Origin of the sequence: Streptomyces sp. N50 (assembly GCF_033335955.1) — a bacterium.
Classification (GTDB): Bacteria; Actinomycetota; Actinomycetes; order Streptomycetales; family Streptomycetaceae; genus Streptomyces.
Genome location: NZ_CP137549.1, coordinates 8,264,035 through 8,281,835, shown reverse-complemented (window position 1 = coordinate 8,281,835; position 17,801 = coordinate 8,264,035). Strand labels below are relative to the sequence as shown.

Genomic DNA, 17,801 nt, shown 5'->3' with positions numbered 1-17,801 from the left:
GGCTCTGGGAAGCGATCTGGGCTTTTGCGCCCGCTATGCGCGGGGACTACTTGCCCGTGAACTTCTCGTACTCCTTGAGGACCTCGTCGGTCGGGCCGTCCATCCTCAGTTCGCCGCGTTCCAGCCACAGCACGCGGTCGCAGGTGTCGCGGATCGACTTGTTGTTGTGACTGACGAGAAACACCGTGCCCGCGGACTTGCGCAGCTCGCGGATGCGCTCCTCGGAGCGGACCTGGAACTTGCGGTCGCCGGTGGCCAGCGCCTCGTCGATCATCAGGACGTCGTGGTCCTTCGCCGCCGCGATGGAGAAACGCAGCCGGGCCGCCATGCCGGAGGAGTACGTGCGCATCGGGAGGGTGATGAAGTCGCCCTTCTCGTTGATGCCGGAGAAGTCGACGATCTCCTGGTAGCGCTCCCTGACCTGCTCGCGGGACATGCCCATGGCGAGCCCGCCCAGGATGACGTTGCGCTCGCCGGTGAGGTCGTTCATCAGGGCCGCGTTGACGCCCAGCAGCGAGGGCTGGCCGTTGGTGTAGACCCGGCCCTTCTCGGCCGGGAGCAGGCCGGCGATGGCCCGCAGCAGGGTCGACTTGCCGGAGCCGTTCGAGCCGATGAGGCCGACGGCCTCGCCGCGGTAGGCGACGAAGGAGACGCCCTTGACGGCGTGCACCTTGCGCACCCCGCGCTCCTCGCCGCGCTTGACTATGCGGCTGAGGGCGGAGGTGGCGCTGCCCTTGCCGGTCTTGGCACCGTGCACGCGGTAGACGATGTGCAGCTCGTCCGCGATGACGGTGGGGACCAGATCCCGGGGGGTCTGCTCGACGTTCTGCTCAGCCACGGCCGTACCTCTCCTCCGCCTGCCAGAAGTACACGAAACCGCCGACGAACAGGACCACGGCCCAGAAGGCGGCGATGGCCCAGACGTGCGGCGGCAGGTTCGACGAGCCGTAGCCGTCGATGAGCGCGAAGCGCATCAGGTCCATGTAGATGGCCGCCGGGTTCACCTGCAGGATGCGGACGAACACCTCGGAGCGGCCCTCCATCATCGTGCTGATGGAGAACATGACGCCCGACGCGTACATCCAGGTGCGCAGCATGAACGGCATCAGCTGCGCGAGGTCCGGGGTCTTGGCGCCCATCCGCGCCACGATCAGCGCGAGCCCGGTGTTGAAGAGGAACTGCAGCACCAGGACCGGGACGATCAGCAGCCAGGACAGGCTGGGGTAGCTGCCGAAGCCCACGACGATGATGAACAGCACGACCATCGAGAACAGCAGCTGCTGGAGCTGCTGGAGCGCGAAGGAGATCGGCAGCGAGGCGCGCGGGAAGTGCAGCGCGCGCACCAGGCCGAGGTTGCCGGAGATCGCGCGGACGCCCGCCATGATCGAGCTCTGCGTGAAGGTGAACACGAAGACGCCCGTGACCAGGAACGGGATGTACACGTCCCGGGACATGCCGCGGCTGGCCTTCAGGATGACGCCGAAGATGAAGAAGTACACGGCCGCGTTCAGCAGCGGTGTGGCCACCTGCCAGAGCTGGCCGAGCTTCGCCTGGCTGTACTGGGCCGTCAGCTTCGCCTGGGAGAAGGCGAGGATGAAGTGCCGGCGTCCCCAGAGCTGGCGGACGTACTCGGCGAGTCCGGGGCGGGCACCGCTCACCGTCAGCCCGTACTTGGCGGACAGCTGCGCCGCCGTGAGGCCTTCGTCGGGCGACGGACGCGGGCTCACCGCGACTCCGCCGTCATGCGTTGTCTCACTCAAGGGTGGATGCCTTCATTTTCGGATTCGTCTTACGACTGTCTTGCGTTCGTCTTACGGAATTGTGCTACAGGAACTGACACGTATCCGCCGCCGGATACGTTTCGAGGGGTCGGCCGCGCGTCCCGCGCGGGGTGACGCGCGCCCCGAGCTTGTCAGATGACCGGAGGACGGCCCAGCCGGGTCAGGCGCCACACCGTACGCCACCGCATGGGCCGGCGCGGGCCGCACGGAGTGGTCCACCCCTCCTTGAACCCGCCGAACCAGGCCTGCAGCGCCGGGCGCGAGGGGCGGCGCAGGAGGGTGAGCAGCAGCCATACCCCGAGGTAGACGGGGACGAGGGGGCGGGGAGGTTGCGGCGGGCCAGCCAGACCCGGTTGCGGGCGACCATGCGGTGGTAGACCGCGTGCCGCGAGGGCGCTGTGGTCGGGTGGAACAGGACCATGTCGGACCGGTAGTCGATCATCCAGCCGGCGTCGAGGGCCCGCCAGGCGAGGTCCGTCTCCTCGTGGGCGTAGAAGAACTCGTCCGGGAGTCCGCCGACCTCGGCGAAGACCTTCGTGCGGACGGCGTTGGCGCCGCCGAGGAAGGTGGTGACCCGGGAGGAGCGCATCGGGTCGGAGGCGCGCAGCCTGGGCACGTGCCGGCGCTGGGTGACACCCGTCTCCGGGTCGGCGATGCGGAAGCTGATGATGCCGAGGCGGGGGTCGGCGGCGAAGGCCTGCCGGCACAGCTCGGCGGTGTCGTGCTGGGCGAGGAGCCCGTCGTCGTCGAGGAACATCACTATGTCGACATCGCGACCGGCGGGCCCGAAGGCCTCCAGGCCGATGTTGCGGCCGCCGGGGATGCCGAGGTTCTCGGGCAGCTCTATGGTCCGGACGCCCGCGGGGACGTCCGGGACGGGCGAGCCGTTGCCGACGACCACCGCCTCGACCCGGTCGCCGTCCTGCTTGGCGACCGAGTCGAGCAACGCCCGCAGTTCGTCGGGGCGGTTGCCCATGGTGATGATCACCGCGCCGACCTTCATGCCGCTCACTTCAGCCTGCTCGACGCGAGGATCGACACCAGGTGCAGCAGGGTCTGCAGCAGCGCGATGCCGGCCAGTACGGCGACGCCGAGCCGCGAGAAGTACAGGTCGCCGCGGACCTGGTCGACGATCGCGAGGACCAGGATCAGCAGGGTCGCCTCGATGCCGAGGATGAGCCGGTGGAACTTGAAGGCGGCGGCGGCCCGGCGGGCCAGCGCCATCCCGGAGGACCGCATCTCGGCCGCGGCCTCCTGGACGGGGGCCTTGCCGGTCTGGTGGCGGGCGACGCCGACCAGGTCGGTCTCGGCCTTGATGAGGATCGCGCCGAGCGCGGCCAGCGTCCCGAGGAAGGCCCACAGCCAGTCGATACGGCCGCTGCCGAACAGGTCGGCCGCGCGCAGCCCGAAGCCCACCAGCACGGCGGCGTCGGTCAGATAGGCACCGACGCGGTCGAGGTAGACCCCGGCGAGGGAGTACTGCTTGCGCCAGCGGGCGATCTCGCCGTCGACGCAGTCCAGCAGCAGATACATCTGGACGCACACCACGCCGAGCACGGCGCCCGTGATCCCCGGCACCAGCAGCGCCGGGGCCGCGAGCACACCGAAGACGGTCATCAGGTACGTGAGCTGGTTGGGCGAGACCCTGGTGTTCACCAGGTAGCGGTCGACCCGCAGAGACACCTCACGCATGTAGAGGCGTCCCATCCAGTGCTCACCGCTGCGCCGGTCCTTCACCCCTGCGGGGTGGACGACGGGACGGAGTTCAGCTACCGATGGCCTTGACATAGTCGGCGTAGATGTCCTTGATCTGGTCGGTTTTCAGGTCGAGGTGTTCGAGGATGGTGTAGCGGCCGGGGCGGGTCTCGGGGGCGAACTCCACGGCACGGACGAACTCGTCCACCGTGAACCCGATCTCCTCCGGCAGCACCGGCAGTCCGTGCCGGCGCAGCACCTCGGCCATGTAGGCCGATTCCTCGTGGGCCCCGCGGAGGTACATCGCGAAGGCCGCGCCCAGTCCGCACTGCTCGCCGTGGGCGGCGGCGCGTTTGGGGAAGAGCAGGTCGAAGGCGTGGTTGATCTCGTGGCAGGCGCCGGAGGACGGGCGTGAGTCGCCCGACACCGACATGGCGATACCGCTGAGGACGAGCGCCTCGGCCAGCACCTGGAGGAAGGCGTTGTCGCCGACCCCGCCCGGGTGCCTCAGGACGGCCTCGCCGGCCTGCCGGGCCATGGCCGCGGCGAGCCCGTCGATCTTCTCGCCCTTGACGCGGTTCGCGAGCTCCCAGTCCGCGATCGCGGAGATGTTGGAGATCGCGTCCCCGATGCCCGCCCGCACGAAGCGGACCGGTGCCTCACGGATCACGTCGAGGTCGATGACGACGGCGATCGGGTTCGGCACGCCGTAGGAGCCGCGGCCCGCGTCGTTGTCGAGGGTGGCGACCGGCGAGCACAGGCCGTCGTGCGCGAGGTTCGTCGGTACGGCGACCAGTGGCAGGCCGATGCGCGCCGCGGCGAACTTGGCGCAGTCGATGATCTTGCCGCCGCCGAGGCCCACGACCGCGTCGTAGTGACCGGCCTTCATGTCGCCGGCCAGCCGGATCGCGTCGTCCAGAGTGCCGCCGCCGACCTCGTACCAGGTGGCGCCGGGCAGGCTCGGTTCCAGGCGCGCGCGCAGCCGGGCACCGGAGCCGCCGCTGACGGCGACGGCCAGCCGGCCGGAGTGCGAGACGCGCTGGTCGGCGAGGACACCGGCCAGGTCGTCGAGGGCACCCGGGCGGATGTCCACGACGACGGGCGAGGGAATCAGCCGGGTCAGTACAGGCACGCGATCTCCCGACCCTTGGCCAAGTCGTCGTGGTTGTCGATCTCGACCCACTTGACGTCGCCGATCGGGGCCACGTCGATCCGGAAGCCGCGGTTCACGAGCTCCTGGTAGCCGTGCTCGTAGAACTGCTGCGGGTCGGTCTCCCACACGGTCTTGAGCGCGTCGGCCAGTTCGGACATGGCGTCGCCCTCGATGAGGGTGACGCCGATGTACTCGCCGGTGGCCTCGGCGGGGTCCATCAGCTTGGTGATCTTCGTCATGCCCTTGGCGGGGTCGACGACGACCTTCATCTCCTCGTCCGCGAGGGACTTGACGGTGTCGAGGGCGAGGATGATCTTCTTGCCCTCGCCGCGCGCCGCGAGCAGCGTGTGCTCGACGGAGACCGGGTGGACGGTGTCGCCGTTGGCGAGGATCACGCCGTCCTTGAGGGCGTCACGTCCGCACCACAGGGAGTAGGCGTTGTTCCACTCCTCGGCCTTGTCGTTGTCGATGAGGGTGAGCTTGAGGCCGTACTTCGCCTCAAGGGCCGCCTTGCGTTCGTAGACGGCCTCCTTGCGGTAGCCGACGATGATCGCGACCTCGGTCAGACCGATCTCGGCGAAGTTGCCGAGGGTGAGGTCCAGGACCGTCGGTTCGCCCTCTATGCCCGCGGGCCCCACCGGCACCAGAGCCTTGGGAAGGCTGTCGGTGTAGGGGCGCAGACGCCGTCCGGCGCCGGCCGCCAGCACGAGGCCGATCATGCGGGTTCTCCTTCATCGTGTACGGCGGGCGCCCCTGCGGACACCCAGAAGCGGATGCTCTCGACGAGCACCAGCAGGGCCACGGCCACGGCCAGGACCGTGAGCGCGACCGTGAACTGCGACGCGGTGAGCGCGGCGGCGAGAACGGTGACGAGCAGCGTCCGCCCTTCGTGCCCCCCGATGGCGCGCACCAGCCAGGCCGGGGACGCCCCGGCGTTGCCGCGGATGCGGTACACCGTGTCGTAGTGATGGTAGGCGACGGCGGCCACCAGGCCGAAAGCCGCCGGAAGCGCTCCGTTCACCTCCGCTTTGGCCGCGAGGATCAGGACGGTGCAGTATTCCGCCGCCCGGAAGAGCGGGGGACCAGCCAGTCGAGGGTGCCCTTGAGGGGCTGGGAGAGGGCGAGGCCCGAGGTGACGACGTAGAAGGCGGCACCGCCGACAGCGGTCCAGGGATCGCCGGACAGGACCGCCGAGACGAGGAGGACGACACCGAGCACCGCGAACAGCAGCGGGGAGCTCCGGTAGAACCGCGTGTTCGGGCCACGCAGCTTCGCCACCGCCGAGGCCAGCGGCCCGTTGTCCGCGAGGTCCGCCAGCGCCCGCGCCGCCCGGTCCGTCCGCGTCGCCTTGCGGGTCAGCGAGCGCAGCACCCGGCCCGCCGTCGTGTACGTCGCCGCGAAGGCGCAGCCGACGAGGAGGGCGTAGAAGGTGATGCGGGGGTCGTCGCGGCCGTGAGGACGGCGATCATCGCCCATCGTTCGCCGATGGGCAGGACTATCATCCGGCGCAGCCAGACCGTCCAGCCGACGCTGTCGAGCTTGTCGGAGAGGGCGGCGGTGGGGCTTGTGTTGGCGGTGGCGTCGTGGTTGGCCTCGGTGAACGAGAAGTCCACGACGTGCCGGCAGGTCTGCAGGATCATCGCGCCGAGTGCCAGCGCCCATACGTCGTCGCCGCTCCGGGCCGCTCCCAGCGCGAGGCCCGCGTAGTAGGCGTACTCCTTGGCGCGGTCGAAGGTGGCGTCGAGCCAGGCGCCGAGCGTCGAGTACTTCAGGGCGTAGCGGGCGATCTGTCCGTCGACGCAGTCGAGGACGAAGGAGCACAGGAGCAGTACGCCGGCCACGACGTAGCCGGCGCGGGTCCCGGTGGCCGCGCTGCCGGCCGCGATGAGCGCGGTGAGCAGGGACGCGGTGGTGACCTGGTTCGGGGTGAGGCCGCGGCGGGCGCACCAGCGCGCGATGTAGCGGGAGTACGGGCTGATGAAGTGGGTGGTGAAGAAGCCGTCGCGGGACTTCACCGCCGACTTCAGGCGTACGGCCTCGTCGTCGACGGCGGCGACCGCCTGCCGTGCCTCGTTGCGGGCCTGCGGGTCGGCGGGGACCGTGGCGACGAGGCTGCCCAGCTCGGGGCGGTGCACGGCGCAGCCGTCGGCGTCGAGGGCGGTGACGACGCGGTCGGCGAGGTTGTCGAGGAGGGTCGTGCCGCCGCCGGCCGAGTGCTCGCGGGCGACCGCGCGGGTCAGGGCCTGGCGTCCGGCCGGCTGGGCGGTGACGGCGCCCGGTACCGCGGCGAGCGGGAAGCGGGGGTCGGTGAGGCCGAGGCGCAGCGCGTGCTCGTGACCCACGAAGCGGGCGTCCACGACGGCGACCCGCTGGTCACCGGGGACCGCCGCGAGGAGCGTCTCCGCCTCGGTGGTGTCGGCGGCGGTCCGGACGTCGAAGCCGAGCGACCGCAGATCGCCCTCGATCGACGATCCGGGGACCGGCTGACCGGTGAGGATGGCGGTCGGCAACCGAACTCACTCCCTGGGTCCGACGCTCGGGCGCCGGTCATGTGCATGGTGGTGGCGCCCTTCGGGTGGCACCCGGGCGGCATGTCGGCAGAGGCTATCGGATGCTCTCAAGCCCGTGTTCACCGGCCGTTCATGGCCTGATCAACACGGTCTGCCAGCGCCTCCGCCGAGATCATCATCGGGGATTCGGGGCCCGGCCGACAAACCGCACCCGTCAGACCGGGCATCGCGGGACATTGCGGAGGCCCTCTCCGTATCGACATAGGGTGAATGCCCATGACATGGCTGATCACCGGCGGAGCCGGATACATCGGGGCCCATGTGGCGCGGGCGATGACGAACGCCGGGGAACGCGTCGTCGCCCTGGACGACCTCTCCGCGGGTAGCCCCGCACGCCTCCCTACGGCCGTCCCGCTCGTCCACGGCTCCTCCCTCGACGGCGACCTCCTGAAGCGGGTGTTCGCCGAGCACGAGGTGACCGGGGTCGTGCATCTCGCGGCACGCAAGCAGGTCGCCGAGTCCGTGGCGCGGCCGACGTACTACTACCGGGAGAACGTCGGCGGCCTGGCGAACCTCCTGGACGCGGTCGCCGAGGCCGGTATCGAGCGGTTCGTGTTCTCGTCCTCGGCGGCGGTCTACGGCGACCCGGGCGTCGACCTGATCACCGAGGACACCCCGTGCGCGCCGGTGAACCCGTACGGCGAGACCAAGCTCACCGGGGAGTGGCTGGTCCGGGCTGCGGGCGCGGCGCACGGCATCGACACGGTGTGCCTGCGCTACTTCAACGTGGCGGGCGCGGCCGCCCCCGAGCTGGCCGACACGGGTGTCTTCAACATCGTCCCCATGGTCTTCGACCGGCTCACCCGCGACGAGGCCCCGCGGATCTTCGGCGACGACTACCCGACCCCGGACGGCACGTGCGTCCGCGACTACATCCATGTCGCCGATCTCGCGGAGGCCCACCTGGCGGCGGCCCGGCGACTGGCCGACGGGGGCGCGAGCGGTGATCTGACGGTCAACATCGGCCGCGGGCAAGGGGTTTCGGTCCGCGAGCTGGTCACGGCGATCGGCGAGGTCACCGGGGACCGGCGGCCGGCCGTCGTCGAGGGGCGACGTCCCGGTGACGCGCCGCGCGCGGTCGCCTCCGCCGAGCTGGCCGCCGTAGAGCTGGGGTGGTCGGCTCGGCGTGGGGTGCGGGAGATGGTGGAGTCGGCGTGGCAAGGGTGGCGGCTGCACCACGACATGTGAACTTAGGCTGCCCTGACCTGCGAATTGTTTGCGCAGGTCAGGGCACATGACAACGGTGTTCAGTGCCGCGTTGCCCGATACCCCCCACCCGTAGTTCACTGTGATCCGGAGCAGTCATCAGGAGGGCGGCACTTCATGGGGGCAGGGCACGACCACGGGCATTCTCACGGCGCTCCCGTCACCGGTACGGCGGCGGCCGCGTACCAGGGGAGGCTGCGGATCGCGCTGGGGATCACGATCACCGTGATGGTGGTCGAGGTGGTCGGCGGGCTGCTCGCGGACTCCCTCGCGCTCATCGCGGACGCGGCCCACATGGCGACGGACGCGCTCGGCCTCGGCATGGCGCTGCTCGCGATCCACTTCGCCAACCGGCCCGCGACCGGCAACCGGACCTTCGGCCTGGCCCGCGCGGAGATCCTCGCCGCGCTCGCCAACTGCCTGCTGCTGCTCGGCGTCGGGGGCTACGTCCTGTACGAGGCGGTCCAGCGGTTCGTCACGCCCGCCGACACCGAGGGCGGGCTGACCATCGTGTTCGGTCTGATCGGCCTGGTCGCGAACATGATCTCCCTCACGCTGCTGGTGCGCGGCCAGAAGGACAGCCTGAACGTGCGGGGCGCCTTCCTGGAGGTCGCCGCGGACGCGCTGGGCTCCCTCGCGGTGATCATCTCGGCCGTGGTGATCCTCACCACGGGCTGGCAGGCCGCCGACCCGATCGCCTCGCTCGCCATCGGCCTGATGATCGTGCCGCGCACCCTGAAGCTGCTGCGCGAGACCCTGGACGTGCTGCTGGAGTCGGCCCCCAAGGACGTCGACATGCAGGACGTGCGCGCCCACATCGTGGCCCTGGACGGGGTCGAGGACGTCCACGATCTGCACGCGTGGACGATCACCTCCGGCATGCCGGTGCTCTCCGCGCACGTCGTCGTCCGCTCGGACGTGCTGAACGCCATCGGCAACGAGAAGATGCTCCACGAACTCCAGGGCTGTCTCGGCGACCACTTCGACGTGGAGCACTGCACCTTCCAGCTGGAACCCCGCGGACACGCGGAGCACGAGGCGAAGCTGTGCCACTGACGTTCCCATGAGGCCCGCATGAAGCCCGCGCGAGGCCTGCATGAAGCCCGCACGAGCCCCGTACAGCCTCCGCACTGACCGAAATCGACCGGTTTCGCGGGCGTGCGGCCCGCTGCCGCGCGCCCGCGTCCTCACTTCCGCGCCCCACCCCCCGACGGTTCCGCCGTCGCCGCGCCGGGCACGATGAACTGCCGGGAGTGCCGGATTCGTACGGCAGACTTGGCCTTGAGGACCGATGTGAAGGATGGGTATGCCGACCACACCTGCCACCGCGACGCACAACTCGTCGAACGGCACCGCTGACGCGATCTTGCTCGAACTGGTCGACGAGAGCGGCGTGACGATCGGCACCGCCGAGAAGCTCACCGCCCATCAGCCGCCGGGGCAGCTGCACCGCGCCTTCTCCGTCTTTCTCTTCGACGAGCAGGGCCGGCTGCTGCTCCAGCAGCGGGCGCTCGGCAAGTACCACTCCCCCGGTGTGTGGTCCAACACCTGCTGCGGTCACCCCTACCCCGGCGAGGCGCCCTTCGCGGCTGCGGCCCGGCGGACGTTCGAGGAACTGGGGGTGTCCCCGTCGCTGCTCGCGGAGGCGGGCACGGTGCGCTACAACCACCCGGACCCGGACTCGGGCCTGGTGGAGCAGGAGTACAACCACCTCTTCGTCGGCATGGTGCAGTCGCCGCTGCGGCCGGACCCGGAGGAGGTGGGCACGACCGCGTTCGTGACCCCCGCCGAGCTGGACGAACGGCACGCGAAGGACACCTTCTCGTCCTGGTTCATGACGGTGCTGGACGCGGCCCGCCCGGCGGTCCGGGAGCTGACGGGCCCGTCCGCGGGCTGGTGAGCCCCTTGCTTACGGCACCTGCGCGGGCTTGAGCGGCAGGGCGGCCCAGATCACCTTGCCGCCGCTCGCCGTGTGCTCGACGTCGCAGACGCCGCCCGCCTCCCGGGTCACCTCGCGCACCAGGAGCAGTCCCCGGCCGCCGGTCTCGTCGTGGTCGGCGACCAGGGCGGTCGGGCGGTAGGGGTGGTTGTCCTCGACGGACACCCGCACCCACTCGGCGCCGACGGCGATCTCCACGGCGAGGGTCGGCGACAGCAGCACCGCGTGCCGGACCACGTTGGTGACCAGCTCGGAGACGATCAGCAACAGCCCCTGCAGCAGCTCGTCCGAGAGGGGTACGCCCTGCCGGAAGAGCAGGTCCCGTACGGCGTGTCGCGCCTGCGGGACGGAGGCGTCGACGGCGGAGGCGGTGAACCGCCAGACTCCCTCGTACGGCAGCGGATCCGGCGGGGCGGGGACGAGATCCGAAGCGGGATCCGGGGCGGGATCCCGGGCGGGATCCGGGGGGTCGTCTCTGCCGCCTTCTGGGCGTGGGCCTGACCCACCCCCGTGGTTCTCCATCGTCCGGTCGCCACCCTTGCGCTCGATTGTCACCACCCGACGAGTGTTGGCGTGGACCCGCGCCACCCCGGATGACTGAACAGAAGTCAGCAGGTATCGGACGCTTTCCGATCGTTTCTGTGTGGCCCGATCGACTGTGGGACCGCCCCTGTTCCTCTCGTGCCGACTTCGCGAACTCTTCGGGTTGTACGTAGCATCCGGCGCATGGAGCCCCGCCTGCTGCACGACGTCACCGACTCGGTCGCCACCGTCGTCGTCCACCACCCCGGCAAGCGCAACGCGATGACCGCCGAGATGTGGCGCTCGCTGCCGCCGCTGCTCGACACGCTCGCCGCCGATCCGGGCGTACGGGCGCTCGTGCTGACCGGTGAGGGCGGGACGTTCTGCGCCGGGGCCGACATCTCGACGCTGCGGGAGTCGGCGGGTGAGGCGCAGGGGCTGGCGGTGCTCGCGGAGGAGGCGCTCGCGGCGTTCCCTAAGCCGACGTTGGCGGCGATCCGGGGTCATTGCGTGGGCGGCGGGGCGCAGTTGGCGGCGGCGTGTGATCTGCGGTTCGCGGAGGAGGGCGCGCTGTTCGGGGTGACTCCGGCGAAGCTCGGGATCGTGTATCCGGCGTCCGCGACACGGCGGTTGGTGTCGCTGGTGGGGCCGGGTACCGCCAAGTACCTGCTGTTCTCCGGCGAGTTGATCGACGCGGAACGGGCGCTGCGCACCGGGTTCGTCGACGAGTTGCTCCCCGGGGGAGAACTCGCCAAGCGGGTCGCGGAGTTCACCCGGGTGCTGGTCTCCCGCTCGCAGTTGACGCAGGCCTCGGCGAAGGAGTTCGCCAACGGCCGTACGGACAGGGACGGTTACTGGGCAGAGCAGACGCGCGGCAGCGGCGACACCGCGGAGGGCGTCGCCGCGTTCCTGGAGCGCCGGGCGCCACGCTTCACCTGGACCACGGCAGGGACTGCCGCAGAGACTGCTTAGGGACTACTTCAGGATGAAGCGGCTGCCCGCGCGGAACCTCTCGACGAGGTGCGCGGGCGCCTTCTCCGGGGACCCCGCGTCGTACGGCGGTTGCGGGTCGTACTCGGTCAACAGCTGTACGGCCTGGGCGTGTTCGTCGCCCGCGATCCGGCCGAGCAGGGTGAGCCCCATGTCGATGCCGGAGGAGACGCCCGCCGCGGTGACGTACTTGCCGTCGGTCACCACCCGCTCCCCCGTGGGCTCGGCGCCGAACTGCTTCAGGTGGTCCAGGGCGAGCCAGTGGGAGGTCGCGCGACGGCCTTGGAGGAGTCCGGCCGCGGCCAGCAGCAGGGAGCCCGTGCACACCGAGGTCGTCCAGGTGGTGGTGGCGTCGGCGGTGCGCAGCCAGTCCAGGAGGGTCGCGTTCTCCATCTGCGGGGTCTGGCCGGGGCCGCCCGGGACGACCACGATGTCGGGGGTCGGGACGTCGGCGAGGGTGCGGTCGGCGACGAGTGCCAGGTTTCCGGTTTCGTTGCGGACGGGGCCGGTCCGTTCGGCGACGAAGACGGTCTCCGAGTCCGGGAGGCGGCCGAGGGTTTCGTAGGGGCCTACGGCGTCCAGGGCGGTGAAGCGGTCGAAGAGGACGATGGCGATCTGCATCGGGGCCTTTCGTGTTCGGTGGATTCCGGATGTGGTTCAGGTGGTTCGTTCGCTGCGGGTCCGTTGTGGCTGGTCGCGCAGTTCCCCGCGCCCCTGACGGGGCGCTGCCTCGTCCGGTGTTCAGCCGGCGGCCGGGTGGAAGCGGCGGCGGTACTCCGTCGGGGCCGTGCCGAGGGTTTTGAGGAAGGCTCGGCGCATGGACTCGGGGGTGCCGTAGCCGCTGGCTCGGGAGATCTGCTCGATGCCGTCGGCGGTGTCCTCCAGGAGGCGGCGGGCGTGTTCGAGGCGGACGCGGTCGACGTAGCGGCCGGGGGTCATGCCGGTCTCGGACTGGAAGGCGCGGGCGAAGTGGCGGGGCGAGAGGCGGGCGCGGGCGGCGAGGGACTCGACGCTCAGGTCGTCGCCGGGGTGCTCCGTGATCCACTGCTGGACCTCGCGGAGGGGCTCCCGCCGGGCCGTCTGGGCGGCGAGCTGGGCGCTGAACTGGGCCTGGTTCCCCGGCCGGCGCAGGAACACGACCAGGTGGCGCGCGATGGTCAGCGCTGTGTCCCGGCCCAGGTCCTCCTCGACCAGGGCGAGGGCGAGATCGATGCCCGAGGTGACACCGGCCGAGGTGGAGACGGGTCCGTCGCGGACGTAAATCGGGTCGGGGTCGACCTCGACGGCGGGGTGGTCGCGGGCGAGTTTCGCGCAGTACGCCCAGTGCGTGGTGGCCCGGCGACCGGCCAGGAGGCCCGCCTCGGCGAGCAGGATCGCCCCGGTGCACACGGAGACCAGTCGCTCCGCGCGCGGCCCGTGTGTGCGGAGCCAGGCGGTCAGGCGCGGGTCCGGGGCGCGCGTGCCCCGGCCGCCGGGGACGAGGAGCGTGTGCGGGGCGGGCGCGTCGGCGAGGGACGAGTCCGGTACGACGGTCAGGCCGCTGGAGGTACGCACCGGGCCGCCGTCCAGGGAGGCCGTACGGATGCGGTAGGTCCCGGGGGCCTGCGTCTCGGCGCCCGCGAAGACCTCCACCGGACCGGTGACATCGAGGCTCTGGACGTCGTCGAAGAGGACCACCAGGACGGTTCGCATGCCGTCGATTCTTCGCGCACCCCGCGATGGCCGCAATGACGGGTACCCCACCTTTCCTGCCATCCGGCGCCCACCCCTGGAGCCCGTACCGACCAGTCGGTAACGTGACCGCCATGACTACTGCCGCCGTCGATCCCCGTGCCGGGCGCCGCTGCCACAACGCGCTCAACTCCCTGCACGCCACGCTCTACTTCTCGCCCGACCTGGGGAAGGAGTTCGGCGCCCTCGGAGTCACGCACCCCGGGGCCGTCAACTTCGCCGTACGGGCGGCGGCGATGGGGGCCGTCGGCCCCGGCACGGTGACGGCGACCTTCTACAACTACAAGTACGACCTCGTGGCCCGGCACGTCCCCGCCGTGTGGGAAACCGCCTCCCCGGAGCAGTGCCTCCACGCACGCGCGCGTGCCGTCGACGCGACCCTGCGGCGCCTGCTCGGCGAGGACGCGATCGCGTCGGAGGAGATGGCGGAGGCCGCGCGGCTGGCGCTGCGGGCGAGTGAGGCGTGCTCGCGTCCCGCCCGGCCCCTGTACGCCGCCCACGCCGACCTGCCGGTCCCCGAAGAGCCGCACCTCGCCTACTTCCACGCGGCCACCCTGCTGCGCGAGCACCGCGGCGACGGTCACCTGGCCGCCCTGATGTCCGCCGGACTCGACGGTCTGGAGGCCGTGGTCACCCACACCGCGACCGGCAAGGGCATGGCCCCGAAGTGGGTGTTCGGCACGCGCGGGTGGAACCAGGAGGAGTGGGACGCCGCTTCGGGACGGCTCCGGGAGCGCGGGCTGCTCGACGGGGACGGCGAGTTGACGGAGGCCGGGGTCGCGCTGCGCGCCGGGATCGAGGCGGAGACCGACCGGCTGGACCGGGCACCGTACGAGCACCTGGGCGCCGAAGGGGTCGTACGTCTGACCGAGCTGGCGACCGGATTCGCGCGGCTCGCGCTGGCCGCCGGGGCGTTTCCCCGGGATCTGCTCGGCAAGAGCTAGCCACCGGACCCGCAGGACAGCGCCCTGATCCCCGGTTGTCGGTGTCACCTGCCACAATTGCCGCGCAACCTCAGTGGAGAAGGCGGTACGGGCGTGACGACACCCCTCGTAGGGTCCATCGAAGGCAGGATCGCCGAGGAGCTCGGCGTACGGGAGCGGCAGGTGAGGGCTGCCGTCGAGCTGCTCGACGGCGGTTCGACGGTGCCCTTCATCGCCCGCTACCGCAAGGAAGCGACCGAGATGCTCGACGACGCGCAGCTGCGCACGCTCGAGGAACGGCTGCGCTATCTGCGGGAGCTGGAGGAGCGGCGGACCGCGATCCTCGAATCGGTGCGCGAACAGGGCAAGCTCAGCGAGGAGTTGGAGGCGCAGATCCGGGCGGCGGAGACGAAAGCGCGCCTTGAGGACATCTACCTTCCCTACAAGCCCAAGCGGCGGACGAAAGCCCAGATCGCGCGAGAGGCGGGGCTTGAGCCGCTCGCGGAGGGGCTGTTGGGCGATCCGAGCGTGGAACCGCTGGCCGCGGCCGCCGCGTTCGTCGACGCCGACAAGGGTGTCGCCGATCCGCAGGCCGCCCTGGACGGCGCCCGGGCGATCCTCACCGAGCGGTTCTCGGAGGACGCCGACCTGATCGGCGAGCTGCGTGAGCGGATGTGGGGGCGCGGGCGCCTCGCCGCGAAGGTGCGGGACGGCAAGGAGGAGGCGGGCGCCAAGTTCGCCGACTACTTCGACTTCTCGGAGCCGTTCACCGCGCTGCCCTCGCACCGCATCCTCGCGATGCTGCGCGGCGAGAAGGAGGACGTCCTCGATCTCGTCCTGGAGCCCGAGGAGGACACCGAGGGGCCTTCCTCCTACGAGGGGATGGTCGCCCACCGCTTCCAGGTCCTCGACCGCGGCCGTCCCGGTGACAAGTGGCTTCAGGACACGGTCCGTTGGGCCTGGCGCACCCGCATCCTCGTGCACCTCGGCATCGACCTGCGGCTGCGGCTGCGTACGGCGGCCGAGGACGAGGCGGTCAACGTCTTCGCCTCGAACCTGCGGGACCTGCTGCTCGCCGCCCCGGCCGGCACGCGCGCGACGCTGGGCCTGGACCCCGGTTTCCGTACGGGCGTGAAGGTGGCCGTCGTCGACGCGACCGGCAAGGTCGTCGCCACGGACGTGATCTACCCGCACGTCCCGGCCAACAAGTGGGACGACGCCCTCGCCAAGCTGGCCCGCCTGTCCGCGCAGCACTCGGTCGAACTGATCGCGATCGGCAACGGCACGGCGTCCCGCGAGACCGACAAGCTCGCCGGTGAACTCATCACCAAGCACCCGGAGTTGAACCTCACGAAGGTGATGGTGTCCGAGGCCGGCGCGTCCGTGTACTCGGCGTCCGCGTTCGCCTCGCAGGAACTGCCCGACATGGACGTGTCGTTGCGCGGCGCCGTCTCCATCGCGCGCCGACTCCAGGACCCGCTCGCGGAGTTGGTGAAGATCGACCCCAAGTCGATCGGGGTCGGCCAGTACCAGCACGACCTGTCCGAGGTGAAGCTGTCGCGTTCGCTGGACGCGGTGGTCGAGGACTGTGTGAACGGCGTCGGCGTGGACGTCAACACGGCCTCCGCGCCGCTGCTTTCCCGCGTCTCCGGCATCACCTCCGGCCTCGCCGAGAACATCGTGTCGCACCGCGATGCCAACGGCCCGTTCAAGTCGCGCACCCAGCTGAAGAACGTGGCGCGGCTCGGCCCGAAGGCGTACGAGCAGTGCGCGGGCTTCCTGCGCATCCGGGGTGGGGACGACCCGCTCGACTCCTCCAGCGTGCACCCCGAGGCGTATCCGGTGGTGCGGCGGATGGTGAAGACGGCGGGCAGCGAGGTCGCTTCGCTGATCGGAAACACGTCGGTGCTGCGGTCGCTGAAGCCGACGGAGTTCGTGGACGAGACGTTCGGTCTGCCGACCGTGACCGACATCCTGAAGGAGCTGGAGAAGCCGGGGCGCGACCCTCGGCCCGCGTTCAAGACGGCCACGTTCAAGGACGGCGTCGAGAAGATCTCCGACCTCGCGCCCGGGATGGTTCTGGAGGGTGTCGTCACGAACGTCGCGGCGTTCGGGGCGTTCATCGATGTCGGGGTCCACCAGGACGGGCTGGCGCATGTCTCCGCCCTGTCGAAGACGTTCGTCAAGGACCCGCGGGATGTGGTGAAGCCGGGGGACATCGTCAAGGTGAAGGTGCTCGACGTCGACATCCCTCGGAAGCGGATCTCGTTGACGTTGCGGCTGGATGACGAGGCGGTGGCCTCCGGCGGTGAGCGGGGACAGCAGGGTGGGGGTGCCCAGCGCGGGCAGCGGAGTGGAGGGCGGCCTCCTCAACAGCGGCAGCAGCAGCGGCAGGGCGGCCAGGGTGGTGGATCGCGGCAGGCTGCTCCGCCGCCGGGGAACAGTGCGATGGCTGATGCTCTGCGGAAGGCGGGGTTGTTGGACCCGGGTAAGAAGGGGAAGCGCTGACGGCTTCGCCGATCGGACCGTAGGGGTTCAGATCGTGGGGAACTGCCGGCCCGTTGTGGCTGGTCGCGCAGTTCCCCGCGCCCCTGGGGGGGTGGGGGCTCGGCGGTGAAAATTGGTGGACGTGGATCGTCTCGGCGACAGACTGGGGGGATGATCTCACCGGACTTCAAAGACGATCTGCGTGTTTTTCTGCAGGACTCTCGTGACGCGTTGGTGTGGAAGCTGGAAGGGCTGCCGGAGTACGGCATCCGGCGGCCGATGACGCCGACCGGCACCAATCTGCTGGGGCTGGTCAAGCATCTGGCGGGGGCCGAGGCGTTCTACTTCGGGACGGTGTTCGGGCGGCCGGTCGACGGGCCGGAGTTGTGGATCGCGGGGGACGCCGAGCCGAACGCGGATCTGTGGGCGACCCCGGACGAGACACGTGAGCAGATCGTCGGCGACTACCGGCGGATCTGCGCCCACTCCGACGCGACGATCGAGGCACTCCCCCTGGACGCGATCGGCCGCATGCCCGGCGAAGGCGGCAACGAACTCACCCTGCACCGCGCCCTCGTCCACATGACCTACGAGACAGCCCGCCACGCGGGCCACGCCGACGTCGTACGCGAACTCATCGACGGGACGGTGGGTCAGCGCGTCGGGGGCACCAACATGGCGCCGGGCGACGCGAGTTGGTGGGCGGAGCACCGGAACCGGGTGGAGCGGGCCGCGACCCTCAAGGGGCGCGGGGAACTGCGCGACCAGCCCCCACCGCCCCGCAGTGAACGAACAACCTGAACT

The 17,801-nt window shown here is 70.7% G+C and carries 15 protein-coding genes and 2 pseudogenes; 7 read left to right on the top strand and 10 right to left on the bottom strand.

Annotation, left to right across the window (positions count from 1 at the left end; all coding sequences use genetic code 11):
• Positions 1-46 precede the first annotated feature (46 nt).
• The 7 genes and pseudogenes from R2B38_RS36780 to R2B38_RS36750 all read right to left on the bottom strand — a co-directional run bounded on the left by R2B38_RS36780 (position 47) and on the right by R2B38_RS36750 (position 7,139).
• Entirely contained in the window at positions 47-838 is a 792-nt protein-coding gene (locus tag R2B38_RS36780) for an ABC transporter ATP-binding protein (RefSeq protein WP_199810975.1), read from the bottom strand.
• The gene (locus R2B38_RS36775) at positions 831-1,760 is read right to left on the bottom strand and encodes an ABC transporter permease (protein ID WP_318020120.1); all 930 of its coding nucleotides are present in this window, start codon (positions 1,758-1,760) and stop codon (positions 831-833) included. Before R2B38_RS36775 ends, R2B38_RS36780 begins: the two co-directional genes overlap by 8 nt.
• Before the next feature lie 152 nt (positions 1,761-1,912).
• Positions 1,913-2,784 (bottom strand): annotated as a pseudogene (locus tag R2B38_RS36770) (glycosyltransferase family 2 protein).
• A 5-nt stretch (positions 2,785-2,789) separates the two neighbouring features.
• Entirely contained in the window at positions 2,790-3,569 is a 780-nt protein-coding gene (locus R2B38_RS36765; RefSeq protein WP_078651441.1) for a CDP-alcohol phosphatidyltransferase family protein, read from the bottom strand.
• Positions 3,547-4,608 carry an iron-containing alcohol dehydrogenase family protein gene (locus R2B38_RS36760; RefSeq protein ID WP_033281741.1) on the bottom strand — a complete coding sequence of 354 codons (1,062 nt, stop codon included), beginning with the start codon at positions 4,606-4,608 and terminating at the stop codon, positions 3,547-3,549. Before R2B38_RS36760 ends, R2B38_RS36765 begins: the two co-directional genes overlap by 23 nt.
• Positions 4,596-5,348: a phosphocholine cytidylyltransferase family protein gene (locus R2B38_RS36755; protein WP_318020119.1), complete on the bottom strand. Its 753-nt coding sequence runs from the start codon at positions 5,346-5,348 to the stop codon at positions 4,596-4,598. Before R2B38_RS36755 ends, R2B38_RS36760 begins: the two co-directional genes overlap by 13 nt.
• A pseudogene (locus tag R2B38_RS36750) lies at positions 5,345-7,139 on the bottom strand (DUF5941 domain-containing protein). The gene R2B38_RS36755 and the pseudogene R2B38_RS36750 overlap by 4 nt, the downstream one beginning before the upstream one ends.
• 276 nt (positions 7,140-7,415) lie before the next feature.
• Here R2B38_RS36750 and galE point away from each other — a divergent pair.
• The 3 genes from galE (at position 7,416) to idi (ending at position 10,305) form a co-directional block, all read left to right on the top strand.
• Positions 7,416-8,387 carry a UDP-glucose 4-epimerase GalE gene (gene galE, locus R2B38_RS36745; RefSeq protein WP_318020118.1) on the top strand — a complete coding sequence of 324 codons (972 nt, stop codon included), beginning with the start codon at positions 7,416-7,418 and terminating at the stop codon, positions 8,385-8,387.
• Positions 8,388-8,522: 135 nt separating this feature from the next.
• Complete coding sequence (locus R2B38_RS36740) at positions 8,523-9,461, top strand: cation diffusion facilitator family transporter (RefSeq protein ID WP_318020117.1); 939 nt, start codon at positions 8,523-8,525, stop codon at positions 9,459-9,461.
• 250 nt (positions 9,462-9,711) lie between these two features.
• Positions 9,712-10,305 carry an isopentenyl-diphosphate Delta-isomerase gene (gene idi / locus R2B38_RS36735; protein WP_318020116.1) on the top strand — a complete coding sequence of 198 codons (594 nt, stop codon included), beginning with the start codon at positions 9,712-9,714 and terminating at the stop codon, positions 10,303-10,305.
• Positions 10,306-10,314: 9 nt separating this feature from the next.
• Here idi and R2B38_RS36730 read toward each other — a convergent pair whose 3' ends face one another.
• Positions 10,315-10,866, bottom strand: coding sequence for an ATP-binding protein (locus tag R2B38_RS36730; RefSeq protein WP_318021883.1), 552 nt, complete (start codon positions 10,864-10,866; stop codon positions 10,315-10,317).
• A 204-nt stretch (positions 10,867-11,070) separates the two neighbouring features.
• On the opposite strand from R2B38_RS36730, the gene R2B38_RS36725 reads away from it, so the two are divergent.
• On the top strand, positions 11,071-11,838 hold the full coding sequence (locus R2B38_RS36725; protein ID WP_318020115.1) for an enoyl-CoA hydratase/isomerase family protein: 768 nt from the start codon (positions 11,071-11,073) through the stop codon (positions 11,836-11,838).
• Positions 11,839-11,841: 3 nt separating this feature from the next.
• Here R2B38_RS36725 and R2B38_RS36720 read toward each other — a convergent pair whose 3' ends face one another.
• Together R2B38_RS36720 and R2B38_RS36715 are read right to left on the bottom strand one after the other, a co-directional pair.
• Positions 11,842-12,477 (bottom strand): DJ-1/PfpI family protein, encoded by a 636-nt coding sequence (locus tag R2B38_RS36720; RefSeq protein ID WP_318020114.1) that lies wholly within the window; start codon positions 12,475-12,477, stop codon positions 11,842-11,844.
• 120 nt (positions 12,478-12,597) lie between these two features.
• Positions 12,598-13,548 carry a GlxA family transcriptional regulator gene (locus R2B38_RS36715; RefSeq protein ID WP_318020113.1) on the bottom strand — a complete coding sequence of 317 codons (951 nt, stop codon included), beginning with the start codon at positions 13,546-13,548 and terminating at the stop codon, positions 12,598-12,600.
• Positions 13,549-13,661: 113 nt separating this feature from the next.
• Here R2B38_RS36715 and R2B38_RS36710 point away from each other — a divergent pair, with 113 nt between their 5' ends.
• From R2B38_RS36710 to R2B38_RS36700, 3 genes are all read left to right on the top strand, one after another.
• Positions 13,662-14,531, top strand: a complete 870-nt coding sequence (locus R2B38_RS36710) for an SCO6745 family protein (RefSeq protein ID WP_318020112.1) — start codon at positions 13,662-13,664, stop codon at positions 14,529-14,531.
• A 93-nt stretch (positions 14,532-14,624) separates the two neighbouring features.
• On the top strand, positions 14,625-17,018 hold the full coding sequence (locus R2B38_RS36705) for a Tex family protein (protein ID WP_318020111.1): 2,394 nt from the start codon (positions 14,625-14,627) through the stop codon (positions 17,016-17,018).
• A gap of 150 nt (positions 17,019-17,168) precedes the next feature.
• Positions 17,169-17,798, top strand: coding sequence for a DinB family protein (locus R2B38_RS36700; protein WP_318020110.1), 630 nt, complete (start codon positions 17,169-17,171; stop codon positions 17,796-17,798).
• Positions 17,799-17,801: the final 3 nt, after the last annotated feature.